Source organism: Lysinibacillus sp. fkY74-1 (assembly GCF_053165895.1).
The window spans coordinates 3973126-3986645 of record NZ_CP170173.1; the positions used below are offsets into that span (position 1 = coordinate 3973126).

Annotated in this window: 10 protein-coding genes; all 10 read right to left on the reverse strand. The window is 38.5% G+C overall.

What is annotated here, in order from left to right; all coding sequences use genetic code 11:
• Window positions 1-12: 12 nt before the first annotated feature.
• The gene (locus tag ACE1MS_RS19710; RefSeq protein ID WP_031416799.1) at window positions 13-1038 is read right to left on the reverse strand and encodes a cytochrome d ubiquinol oxidase subunit II; all 1026 of its coding nucleotides are present in this window, start codon (window positions 1036-1038) and stop codon (window positions 13-15) included.
• Complete coding sequence (locus tag ACE1MS_RS19715; protein ID WP_012292031.1) at window positions 1035-2381, reverse strand: cytochrome ubiquinol oxidase subunit I; 1347 nt, start codon at window positions 2379-2381, stop codon at window positions 1035-1037. Before ACE1MS_RS19715 ends, ACE1MS_RS19710 begins: the two co-directional genes overlap by 4 nt.
• Before the next feature lie 450 nt (window positions 2382-2831).
• Window positions 2832-3746 (reverse strand): diacylglycerol kinase, encoded by a 915-nt coding sequence (locus ACE1MS_RS19720; RefSeq protein WP_025115774.1) that lies wholly within the window; start codon window positions 3744-3746, stop codon window positions 2832-2834.
• A 72-nt stretch (window positions 3747-3818) separates the two neighbouring features.
• A complete protein-coding gene (locus tag ACE1MS_RS19725; RefSeq protein ID WP_447402577.1) occupies window positions 3819-4382 on the reverse strand; it encodes a thioredoxin family protein in 564 nt (187 codons plus the stop codon).
• A gap of 160 nt (window positions 4383-4542) precedes the next feature.
• Window positions 4543-5970, reverse strand: coding sequence for an Asp-tRNA(Asn)/Glu-tRNA(Gln) amidotransferase subunit GatB (gatB, locus tag ACE1MS_RS19730; RefSeq protein WP_012292029.1), 1428 nt, complete (start codon window positions 5968-5970; stop codon window positions 4543-4545).
• Window position 5971: 1 nt separating this feature from the next.
• Window positions 5972-7435, reverse strand: a complete 1464-nt coding sequence (gene gatA / locus ACE1MS_RS19735; protein WP_012292028.1) for an Asp-tRNA(Asn)/Glu-tRNA(Gln) amidotransferase subunit GatA — start codon at window positions 7433-7435, stop codon at window positions 5972-5974.
• Window positions 7436-7459: 24 nt separating this feature from the next.
• Window positions 7460-7747 carry an Asp-tRNA(Asn)/Glu-tRNA(Gln) amidotransferase subunit GatC gene (gene gatC / locus ACE1MS_RS19740; RefSeq protein ID WP_008173651.1) on the reverse strand — a complete coding sequence of 96 codons (288 nt, stop codon included), beginning with the start codon at window positions 7745-7747 and terminating at the stop codon, window positions 7460-7462.
• Between the two features lie 232 nt (window positions 7748-7979).
• Window positions 7980-9119 (reverse strand): CamS family sex pheromone protein, encoded by a 1140-nt coding sequence (locus ACE1MS_RS19745; protein ID WP_031416797.1) that lies wholly within the window; start codon window positions 9117-9119, stop codon window positions 7980-7982.
• Window positions 9120-9228: 109 nt separating this feature from the next.
• The gene (gene ligA, locus ACE1MS_RS19750) at window positions 9229-11232 is read right to left on the reverse strand and encodes an NAD-dependent DNA ligase LigA (RefSeq protein ID WP_012292025.1); all 2004 of its coding nucleotides are present in this window, start codon (window positions 11230-11232) and stop codon (window positions 9229-9231) included.
• 14 nt (window positions 11233-11246) lie between these two features.
• Complete coding sequence (gene pcrA / locus ACE1MS_RS19755; RefSeq protein WP_012292024.1) at window positions 11247-13496, reverse strand: DNA helicase PcrA; 2250 nt, start codon at window positions 13494-13496, stop codon at window positions 11247-11249.
• Between the last annotated feature and the right edge of the window lie 24 nt (window positions 13497-13520).

Sequence of the window (13520 nt, forward strand, 5' to 3'; positions counted from 1 at the left end):
ACTCATTTCCTCCTATGCGTGATTGTCTTCTTTTCCAGTCACATAGTTTTTATTGAACAAGAATAATTTCATCAATAAATAAAGTGAAGGGAGCAGGAGACAAAGTCCTAAAATAAAGGCAATAATTAAAGCAATTGCCATTTGTGTACTTGTGAAGCCATCATAAATTGTTAAATATGGATACAGCAAATACGGATATTGCGCAATACCATAAGCGAAGAATGCTACTGCAAATTGAGCAATAAGAAGCGCAACTGCAAGCCCGTATTTTTTACGCAGCGCAATGAGGAGCACTGTAATCATAAATAATATGGCTGATATCGCAAACATCCACCATAGATTCACCATGTGCCCATAACTTTCAGGGTTAATGGACTTCATCTCATACATGATGCCTAACGCGCTAACCATCAAAGGGGCTGCCCATAAAAGTGCATATTTTCTCATTAGCTTCGTAGCTTCCTTGTCATTCGCTTTATGTGCATACCAAGTTAAGAATACTGCCGAAATGTAAAGTACAGCGGCAATACTCAGTACCACAATGCTCCAAGCAAATGGACTCGTATATAAAGTCCAGTAGTTTAAAACAGGCTGCCCATTAACGAGGTCCACATAACCTCCACCAGCAATAGCAAAGACAACAGACAAAGATGCGGGAATTAATAAACCTGCGACACCATATGTCAGCGTGTAACCAATATGTCCTCTCGTACCATACGATTCAAAGGCATAATAGGAACCCCGAATAGCCAATAGGACAAGAGAAATGCTGACTGGTATCAGTAAAATAGTTCCGTAGTAAAAAGCAGTTTGCGGGAAAAATCCTACAATCCCTACAAAGAAGAATACCAAAAAGACATTGGTTACTTCCCAAACAGGCGATAAATACCGTTTAATAATATTCGTTAAAATATGATTCTTCCCTATCAGTAAGCTATAGGCGTTAAAGAAACCAGCACCAAAATCAATCGATGCGACAATGACATAGCCAAATAGGAATATCCACAATACTGAAATACCTAGAATCTCTAATGTCATAGGATGTCACCACCTTTTTCAGAGTGGCGATCTTCAATCTCACGCTCAATTGGATTCTTTTTAAACATTCGCACCAAGACGACAATACTTCCTACCGCTAATACTGCATATACACCTGCAAACAACAACAGCATTAAATCCACATGATCACTCGTTGTGGCTCCTTCTGGTGTTCGCATCAAACCATAAAGAATCCATGGTTGACGTCCAACCTCTGCAAGCCACCAGCCTGCTTCAATGGCAATGATAGAGAGTGGGCCACCCGCCACAATGATCCATCGATACCACCGTGAATGTATAAACTGCCAGCCCCGTGCTTTCCCTACAACATACAGTAATGAAACTAGCACCATAAACATACCTATAGAAACCATGATATCAAAGAGATAATGAATATAGAGAGGTGGTAAATCCTCTTCCTCGAATTGATCTAATCCAATTACCTCTTCATTAGGATTAAAATGTGCAAGAACGCTCAAAGCATACGGAATTTTAATGGCATATTTCACTTCTTCTCCATCTAGTACGCCAAATAAGACAAGAGAAGCCTTACCTTCTGTTTCAAAATGCCATTCTGCTGCGGCTAATTTTTCTGGTTGATATTCCGCTAAGTATTTTCCCGAGAAATCTCCAATCACAGCTGCTGCAATAGAGAAAATTAAACCAATTTTCATCAGCAATAATAATGATTTTTTATGGTATACATGTTTCGATCCTTTCAGCATTCGGTATCCTGCAATAGCTGCTAATACAAATGCAGATGTCATATATGCTGTTACCAGTACATGCGCCACCTTTGTCGGCATAGCAGGGTTAAACATCGCTAAGAAGGGTTGAATATTAACAAGTTCCCCGTCGACAATATCGAAGCCTCTCGGAGCATTCATAAAAGCATTCACGATTGTAATAAATACAGCTGACATCGATGCGCCTACTGCAACTGGAATTAACAATAGCATATGCTTTTTCTGACTATCGAAGCGGTCCCAAGTATATAAATAAATACCCAAAAATATAGCTTCAAAGAAAAATGCAAACGTTTCCAAAAAAAGCGGTAAAGCAATGGTTTGACCAGCTAGTTGCATAAAGTTGGGCCATAATAATGATAATTGTAAGCCAATTGCGGTACCAGTCACAACACCCACTGCAACCGTTATGACGAAACCACGTGCCCAACGTCTTGCCATTAAAATATAATGCTCATCATTCTTTTTATACCCAGTCCATTGAGCAATCATGATCATTAACGGGACACCGACACCTATCGTTGCATAAATAATATGGAACGATAATGTTAATTCCGTTAATGCGCGACTCCAATAGACTGCTGATTCGTTTATCATCTCATTGCCCCCTAGCTTCCAAATATTCTTCCAAGAATGGAAAGTAGCATAATGATTGCAACACCAAAGCTTAGCCAAATAAGCTTCTTCTCCTGTGACTTATACAAAAGCAACACTTCCTTTCCCTTATCCATACCCCATTTTCCACTATTACAACGAAAAAAACCTTTATAATGGACCGGAATTTCAGCCTATTATTAAGGTTTCAAATTTTGTTCAAGTAATATACGCACATTTGCCAAACATTTTTCTTATTTCATTCACAATCCCTAATTCTAAAGGTTGGACTTACTACATATTAAATTTTTCGCTGCTGGTTATTTGATTTAGTCTATTATCTTTTTAATCGTTTCATACGAAATTTTAGTTGCCTATCAAGGAGTTTTTAACTTCGTTTCCTATACACAAAAAAGCTCACCCTTGCTAAAACAAAGATGAGCATTTCCTATTTTAAATACGGTCTTCCTCGCGAATATCTGCAAGAGGGACAAAAATTTCGATATGACGCTTTAAATTTTCAAAGGTAGCTGGAGCGTCTCCACCATATTCTCCATCTAGATTAAGATGGACTTCGTTTTCAGTCGTGACTTTGACAACACTCGCTTTTTTGTAAATGACCCGATCATCATTTAAATGTTCGCCTCTTAATGCCATAGCCGCCAATTGAATAAACTCAGGTAGACTTACTTTCTTTAACACTAATAATGTAAAGTATCCATCATTAATACTTGCATCTGGTGCAAGTTTTTCAAAGCCGCCTACAGAGTTGGTTAAACCACATAAGAACATCATGGCATCACCGTCAAACACTTCTCCATCGTATTCTATGCGCATATGGGAAGCTTTGATGGATGGAATCATCTCTACTGCTTTTAAATAATAGGCTAACTGCCCAAGCATTGTTTTCATTTTACTTGGTACTTCATATGTTAGCTCCGTAATGCGTCCGCCAGCAGCAATATTGATGAAGTAGCGTTCGCCATTTAATAGACCGACATCCACTGGCAATGTATCGCCCTGTATAATAATGTCTACCGCCTCATCAATATTTCGTGGGATATGCACAGCACGGGCAAAATCATTTGTAGTGCCCATTGGAATTAGACCAACTTTTGGACGGTTTTCAAATGGACTTACACCTGAAACAACTTCATTTAAAGTGCCATCTCCACCAACTGCGATGATTATATCAAAGCCACGGTCGACTGCATCTTTTGCTGCAAGTGTTGCATCGCCTTCACCGGTTGTTGCGTGACAGGATGTTTCATAGCCTGCTACTTCTAATTTTTCCAACACCTCTGGTAGATGTTTCTTAAACGCTTCGCGTCCAGATGTAGGATTATAAATGATTCTTGCTCGTTTCATAACATACCTTCCTGCTTCATAAGATTCTATTTCATTCAACGATTTACTCGCTAAAATGTTGCATTACGTTTGTTATTTTTGTAACGCGTTTGACACCTGTTTTTTAAAGTCGTCATAAACATACGTCCAATATGTTGGGTTCGTTATATTTTCCTCGCGAATTTCCGCATAAAGAGCTTTTTGAGCTTCTTCAAATGTGGGATCTTCTTTATCTGGTAAGCTTGCACGCTTCGTTACAACAAGCTCTTGTAATTCAGGTGCACGTGGACCCCACTTTCCAATCACCTCACCAGTGCTATCTAATAGCAAGTAAATAGGAATAGCACGACCACCATTTGTTAGATAACGATCAATTAAATCTGTGTCCGCATCACGGAAAACTGTTCGCATGTCCAATTCAGCTGCTTCAGCAACACGACGAACAATGGGATTGTTTAACATAGCATCTCCGCACCAATCTTCCGTAATCGTTAAAATTTTAGGTTTTTTGTCTTTTAATAATTCAATAAAGCCATCGTTTGTTGGCACTACATAACTTTCATAAATGCGGAAACTCTCTTCTTTAAGAGTTGTCATATTGTCCATATATTGTTGAATTGAAATAGCTTCATTAAAATATTGTTGTTCTGATTTCATTAGTTCTCGTCCCCCTTATAATTATCTAATCTATATTTTGCTATGAATACTCCTTTTAAACAACTATTAAGTATTATAAATTTCAATATTGTTACATTTATGAAAAATAATAGCCGAGAAAGCAATTAAGCTCTCTCGGCTACTATGTTACAACGAGTAATTATCGTTTGGCAATTTCTTGTTGCAATAATTTATTGACCATTGGTGGGTTAGCTTGACCTTTAGTAGCTTTCATAATTTGACCAACTAAGAAACCAATAGCACGATCCTTACCATTTTTGAAATCTTCAATAGACTGTGCATTATTGTCTAAAACTTCTGTAACAATGGCAAGTAAAGCACCTTCATCAGAAATTTGAACTAAGCCTTTTGCTTTTACAATTTCTTGTGCAGAACCGCCATTTTCAACTAATTCAGCAAACACTTTTTTACCGATTTTAGAAGAAATAGTACCGTCAGTGATTAATTTCACCATTTCAGCAAGGTTTTCAGGTGTTAATGCAGTATCCTTTAAGTCTTTTTGTTCTGCGTTTAAATAAGCAGAAACATCACCCATCAACCAGTTAGCAGAAAGTTTCGCATCTGCACCGTTGACGATCATCGACTCGAAGAAGTCTGAAATTTCTTTAGAAATAACAAGAACTCCTGCATCATATGGTGTTAATCCTAGCTCTTCAACATAACGCTTTTTACGAGCATCTGGAAGCTCAGGAATTTCTGATTTTACGCGCTCTAACCAAGCGTCATCAATAGAAAGACGAACTAAATCTGGCTCTGGGAAGTAACGGTAATCATCTGTTCCTTCTTTCACACGCATTAAAATCGTTTTACCCGTTTTTTCATCGAAACGACGAGTTTCTTGCTCAATAACGCCACCTGATAATAATACATCTGCTTGACGTAATTCCTCATGCTCTAAACCACGACGAACATAGTTGAAAGAGTTCAGGTTTTTAAGCTCTGTTTTTGTACCAAACTCTTCTTGACCATAAGGACGAATAGAAATATTGGCATCACAACGAAGTGAACCTTCTTCCATTTTACAATCAGAAACATCTGTATATTGGATAATTGATTTTAATTTTTCTAAGTAAGCATAAGCTTCATTTGGCGTACGAATATCTGGCTCAGAAACGATTTCAACAAGCGGCGTACCTTGACGGTTAAAGTCCACTAGTGAGTGATCACCCGCATGTGAAAGTTTACCTGCATCTTCTTCCATATGAAGACGAGTAATACCGATACGTTTTGTGTATCCGTCTACTTCGATGTCAATCCAGCCATTTTTGCCGATTGGTTTATCAAATTGTGAAATTTGATAAGCTTTTGGATTATCAGGGTAGAAGTAGTTTTTACGGTCAAATTTCGTTTCTTGTTCGATTTCCATATTTAATGCAAGAGCTGCACGCATAGCGAAATCTACCACATTTTTATTCAGAACTGGTAGGACACCAGGATAACCTAGATCGATTACTGTTGTGTTTGTATTTGGTTCAGCACCAAAGTGAGCTGGTGCTGGTGAGAAGATTTTTGAGTTTGTTTTTAACTCAACGTGTACTTCTAAACCAATGACTGTTTCAAAGTTCATGTTATTTTCCCTCCCACATTTGAGGAACTTGTTTATGGAACTCCGTTGCTTGTTCAAAAGCATGAGCTACACGGTAAATTGTTGCTTCATCAAAGTATTTACCTATAATTTGTAAACCTAGTGGTAGTCCGTTGTCAAAACCACATGGAATGGAAATAGCAGGTACACCCGCTAAGTTCATCGGAATTGTTAAAATATCGTTTGCATACATGGTCATCGGATCATCAACATTTTCACCAATTTTGAAAGCTGGTGTTGGTGATGTAGGTCCAATGATAACATCAAAGTCTTCAAATACTTTGTCATAGTCTGCTTTGATCAGTGTCCGTGCTTGTTGTGCTTTTTTGTAATACGCATCATATGTACCTGCGCTTAATGAATAAGTCCCAAGCATGATACGGCGTTTTACTTCATCTCCAAAACCTTGCGCACGTGTTTCTTTATATAGATCCATTAAATTTGTCACGTTTTCTGCACGGAAACCGTAACGAATCCCATCGAAACGAGATAAGTTAGAAGACGCTTCAGATGAAGAAAGGATATAATACGCAGCAAGCGCATATTTAGAATGAGGAAGAGATACTTCTTCTACAGTCGCACCTAAACCTTTTAATACCTCTAATGCTGCAAGCACTGATTGACGTGCTGCTTCTCCTACACCTTCACCGAGGAATTCCTTTGGTACAGCGATACGCAAGCCTTTTACATCTCCAGTAAGAGCTGCAGCATAGTTTGGCACCTCTACGTCAGCAGAAGTAGAATCATTTGGATCTAAGCCTGCAATAGCCTCAAGTAATAACGCGTTATCTTCAACATTGCGTGTAATGGGTCCAATTTGATCTAAAGAAGAGGCAAATGCCACTAGACCAAAACGAGACACACGACCATATGTAGGTTTCATCCCTACAACACCACAGTATGCTGCTGGTTGACGGATTGAACCACCTGTATCTGAACCAAGTGAAAATGGCACTTCCCCTGCTGCTACTGAGGCTGCAGATGCACCTGAAGATCCACCTGGCACATGATTTAAATTCCATGGATTTTTTGTTGTTTTGTAGTATGAGTTTTCATTCGATGAACCCATTGCAAACTCGTCCATGTTTAGTTTACCGACTGTAATCATACCGGCTTCACGTAGCTTGTTGACAACAGTTGCATCGTAAATTGGCATAAAGCCTTCCAAAATTTTAGAAGCACATGTTGTTTCTAAGCCTTCTGTTACAATATTGTCCTTCACACCGATTGGAAGACCAAATAGCGGTCCACGCTCTTCAAATGGTACCTTATCCATTTCAGCAGCTTGTGCAGTTGCTTTTTCTTCGTTTGAAGCAAGGAATGCTTGTACATCGCCATCAAGCTTTGCAATGCGCTCGTATGCTTCTTTCGTTAAGTCAGCGATTGATAAGTTACCTGCTTTAATTTCCGCTTGTAACTCCTTAGCTGAACGTTCAAATAACGTCATGAGGAATCCTCCTATGTTTTAGTATTACATGATAGCTGGTACTTTTACTTGACCATCTTCTTGTTCTTTTACATTTAACATCATTACTTCACGGTCTAGACCTTTTACTGCAACATCTTCACGCATTACATTAACTAATGGTAAAACATGCGTTGTAGGTTCAACATTCGCTGTATCTAGTTCGTTTAATTGCTCTGCAAAGTCAGTAATTTTACCAAGCTGTTCAGCAAACTTCTCAGCTTCCTCTTCAGTAATTGCAAGACGTGCTAAATTTGCCACGTGCTTTACTTCTTCTTTTGTTAATTTAGCCATTTTTTACACCTCCGAATACTTGCTCCATTTATTGTTTTTATTGATAACAATAGGGTTGGATAAAGTTAACCATGCCAATAATCATAACATTTTTCATATTAAAAATCACAACTTTCACCAAAAATATAGAAACTTTCACTACTATAACGAAGTGTTGTGAATCTATACCAGTTGTTTTCCTTTAAGTCTCTCTTTCTACATAAAAATATAGTCAGCACAAAGGCTGACTATATTATTCATAGACATGTACATAAGGGTCCGTGTCATTGGCCTTTTTATTGATTAATGCCTCGGGACCATTGACAGAAGTAATACTCACCTCAACATGAATATTATTAAATCGATTGATTAATATACCTGTCAAATATTGTGTGAATCCAATGATTTCTGCTTTGCCGAAAAATTGGATAGGAATTTCGATCGTCAGTTTTTGGATTTCTTTATTGCGATAGAAACCTGTACCAATAACACTCGTATAATTTGAGAAATATTTATCAACGTCTTGCTTAAAGATTTTGAAGTTTTTACTCACGTCTCGGTATACATCCTGCGAATCATCTGTTGGGAATAATACATAGTTTTCATCTATTCCTTCCCAATCAGCAATGTTGTTCTGTCCAGCTTTTGCTACACCATAGCTAAAATAGGCTCCAGGAATAATCTGATTCCGAGGTTGTTGCTTAAACAGGCCAACAACAATTGGAATATCCTTTAGCTCATCGCGCGTACGTAAACGTGAAACAATCTCAGCGGCCATTTTTTTCCCTTGCTCAACAAGCTCAGACTCTGATATTGGTTTCTCGTAATATTCACCATACTGTTCTTTTTGATAATAATAAATAGAATTAAGCGCAAGACCTATTGAAATTCCACCTAATTTCACTTTATTATCTTTTGTTTTTGTTAAGTAATTTTGCTCAACAATATGAGATAAATAAATAGGTGCCTTTGTTGCTCGCTCTTCGGGTGTCATTGTATCTGTTGTTGGTGGATTTAATCCGTCTTCTGTCTGAGAGCTTCGAGCAAGCCAAGAGCTCACCGTACTTTCAGCTAAATATTGACCCTCTTGGAAGTAATAGTTTTCAGTGTCAAACTCATTGTGCGAAAGACGCATTAAACCTGCTTCCACTTCCTTCATATCATACTTCGTAAAAATATTTGATACAACTAGGCCTCTACTGGCACTCTCTTTATAAGGAATAAGTGTCTTATAATAAGAATCGTCAATTTGTATACTGGGGATAATGGTTGTTTCAGTTTTTTCATTTTGTTGTGTTTCCTGCGTAAGCTCTGTTCCCCCTTCATTAGAAGGTACACAGCCGACTAACATTGCAGCTGCTACAAGTGCTGGAATGAGTCGAAAAGACTTCATTATATTTAGTGCTCCTTTACTCATAATCAATTTGGTTCGACGAATCACTGAGATATAACCATTTAGCAAAACGCATGTCTTTTATGAGGTTATATCTTCAGTATATTTATTAGATAAGGTTAAGTTGTTCAATTAAGTTGTCTTCATTCCAAACTTCAATACCTAATTGCTCAGCCTTTGCTAGCTTAGAGCCTGCATCCTCGCCTGCGATAACAAGATCCGTTTTTTTACTGACACTACCTGTGACAGTCCCACCTAACTCTTCTATTTTCGCCTTTGCTTCGTTACGTGTCAATTGCTCAAGTTTACCAGTTAAAACAATTGTTTTTCCTGCAAAAGGATTATCGCCTACCACTACTTCTACTTTTTTTCCTTTAAAAGTCATATTCACGCCCACTTCAGCAAGACGTTCAATGACTGCACGTGCGTCATCATTGGAGAAGTATTCCACTAATGACGATGCCATTTTATCGCCAATCTCATAGATAGCCACAAGTTGTTCCTCTGTTGCTGCCATGACAGCTTCCATTGAGCCAAATTGCTCTGATACAATTTTTGCAGCCTTTTCACCAACGTGACGAATTCCTAGACCAATTAATAAACGTTCCATCGAATTTTCCTTCGAGGCTTGAATCGCATTGACTAAATTGGTTGCAGATTTTTCGCCCATCCGTTCTAGCTCAACCAATTGCTCAATGGTTAAATGATATAAATCAGATACATCATGTATTAAATCCGCACGCAATAACTGCTCAACCACTTTATCTCCAAGGCCATCAATATTCATAGCATTACGAGACACAAAATATTTAATGCTTTCTGCAATTTGAGCAAAGCATGCAGGATTTACACAGCGCAAAGCAACCTCACCCTCAATACGAATCAATTCACTATCACAAACCGGACAATTTTTAGGCATCTCAAACGGTACAGAGTTTTCAGGACGCTGCTCGATGAGCACACCAACAACTTGTGGAATAATATCACCGGCCTTTCGAATAATGACCGTATCCCCAAGACGTATATCTTTATCTCGTATAAGATCTTCATTGTGTAAGGAAGCACGCTGCACCGTCGTCCCCGCTACTTGAACAGGCGTTAAAATAGCTGTTGGCGTGACAACCCCTGTACGCCCTACTGTTAAATCAATATCTAGTAATGTCGTGACAACTTCCTCTGCAGGGAATTTATAAGCAATGGCCCAGCGTGGACTTTTTGCCGTATAGCCTAGCTCATCTTGTTGAGCATAGCGGTCGACTTTTATAACGATTCCATCTATTTCATAGGCTAGATGTGGACGATTTTCTGTCCAATGCTCAATAAAGGCCATAACCTCTTCAATTGTAGAGCAACGCTGACGCTCCTTATTGGAAGGGAAACCTAGATCCTCTAAATAATCAAGCATTTCTGCATGTCCGTCGATGCCATAGATTTCACCATCTCCTCCAATGGCATAGATGAAAGTTGATAGCTGGCGACTTGCAGCAATTTTAGGGTCTAACTGTCGTAAAGAGCCTGCAGCAGCATTACGTGGGTTAGCAAATAGTTCTTCACCATTGTCAGCACGTTGCGCATTTAATTTTTCAAATGATTTTTTTGGCATGTACGCCTCACCGCGTACTTCGATTGTAATTGGTTCTTTTAAACGCAGAGGAATAGCATGAATGGTCTTTAAATTGGCTGTAATTTCTTCCCCTACAACACCATCTCCTCTTGTTGCACCCTGGACAAACACGCCATTTTCATATTTTAACGAAATGGCAAGACCATCTATTTTCAGCTCACATACATAGGAGAAATGATCACCAATAGCCTGTCGAACCTTACGATCAAATTCTTGTAAATCTGCTTCGTTAAAAGCGTTTGATAGACTTAGCATTGGGTAATCATGTGTCACCTTTTTAAAGCCCTCTACGACAGTTCCGCCAACACGTTGCGTGGGTGAATCGGGAAAAATAAGTGATGGATTGGCCTCTTCTAACGCAATCAATTCATGCAATAATTGATCATAAACACTGTCAGCAACGACTGGTTTATCTAGTACATAATAGGCATAACCATATTCATGTAATAATTTATTTAACTCCGCTATTCGCTGTTCTATTTCGTTCATTTACGTTCCTCCGCTTACGCTTTTTCAATCGGTGCAAATTGTGCCAGTAATCGCTTAATACCAATTGGTTGTGGAAAAGCGATATCAAGCTCTGTACTATCACCTTCGCCTTTTACACTTACAACCATACCTGTGCCCCACTTTTTATGGACGGCTTTGTCTCCAGCCTTCCAGCCGTACTGATCTCCGCCTGTCGATTGTAAGCGCGCTGTGGCAGGCTGAGTTTGTTGAACGGACCCAAGTGTACGTTTTTGATAATTACTTGAACGATTGCTAGTAGCAAACGGTACATTCGTTTTAGCACCAGCTTTGGAGATGGATTCGGTAATATCTTCGGAAATCTCACCTAAAAATCGTGAAGCATTATTAAAGCTCGAACGGCCAAAAATTGTTCGGCTTTGTGCACATGTTAAATATAGACGTTCCTCTGCGCGCGTCACACCAACATACATAAGGCGACGTTCTTCTTCCATTTCATCTTGATCATCAAGGGAGCGCGAATGCGGGAAGATATTTTCCTCCATACCGATAATAAAAACAATAGGAAACTCTAAGCCCTTAGCAGCATGCATCGTCATTAAAATAATATTTCCCTTGGAAGCATCCTCTTTATCAAGTGCATCGATATCAGCAATTAATGCTAAATCTGTTAAAAATGCTATTAAACTTTTATCATCACTGCGCTCCTCAAATGCTTTTGTGACAGATAAGAACTCTTCAATATTCTCTAAACGACTTTCAGCTTCAATCGTCTTTTCATTTTGGAGCATTGTACGGTACCCAGATTTATCAATGACTTGCTCAACAATTTCAGTGACCGATAAATATTCTTGCATTTCAGTAAAACCTTTAATCATTGCATAAAATTGCTCTGCTGAGTTTGCCGCTTTCCCAGATAGACCCATGAAAATAAGATCATTCATAGCATCAAAAATGGAACGATCCTGCTCAATAGCATAACGGGCCATTTTCTCAAAAGAAGTGGCGCCTATACTACGTTTGGGTTCATTAATAATACGTGCAAGTGATAAATCATCGTCATTATTAGCAATAAGGCGCAAATAAGCAAGTAAGTCTTTTATTTCTTTTCGATCATAGAACTTTGTCCCGCCAACAATTTGATACACCATATTGGATTTAACAAGTACTTCCTCCATCACACGTGACTGAGCATTCGTACGATATAAAATGGCAAAATCATCAAATGTACGGTTTTCCTTTTCCATCAACTGTTGGATGGTTTGTACAACAAATTGTGCTTCTTCCTGCTCATTATAAGCTTTGTATAACGCAATTTTTTCTCCCTCTGCATTTTCTGTACGCAGTTCTTTTGGGTAACGTGTTGTATTATTTTGAATGACGTCATTTGCTGCTTGGAGGATGCGTTTAGTTGAACGATAATTTTGCTCAAGCATAATCACCTTAGCATTCGGATAATCCTTTTCAAAGGAAAGGATATTACCGATATCTGCACCACGCCAGCGATAAATTGATTGATCAGAATCCCCTACAACACAAATATTTTTAAATTTTTTAGCTAATAATTGCACAAGTAAGTATTGGGATTTATTGGTATCCTGATATTCATCTACATGAATATATTGAAATTTATTTTGATAGTATTCCAACACCTCTGGTACGCGTTTGAACAACGTAATGGTTGTCATAATTAAATCATCAAAATCGAGGGATTGGTTACGACGTAATCTTTTTTCATAGCCTTTATAAACACGTGCAACGGTTTGTTCATAAGGATTTTTATCATTCATATGACCGGCGTAATCATCTGCTGTAATACACTCATTTTTAGCTGCACTAATAGCATTTAAAATTGCTCTTGGCTCAAAACGCTTTGGATCGATATTCTCATCCTTCATTACATTTTTAATCACTGAAAGTTGATCCGTAGAATCTAGGATGGAGAAATTACGAGATATGCCTAGTTGATCGATATTGCGACGTAAAATTCTTACACACATGGAGTGGAAAGTAGATACCCACATACTATCGCCTGTCCCATTGCCAAGAATACCGTCGATACGCTCTCGCATTTCACGAGCAGCTTTATTAGTAAACGTAATGGCTAAAACTTTGGATGGGTATACTTCCTTTTCTATAATTAAGTAAGCAATACGATGTGTTAATACTCGTGTTTTTCCTGACCCAGCACCAGCCATAATCAGTAGTGGTCCCTCAGTGGTTTTGACCGCTCTTTCTTGTTCAGGATTCATTCCTGCTAGTAAATTTTTTGTTAACTGTTCCATTTCGCACCGCCTTACAAACATTTG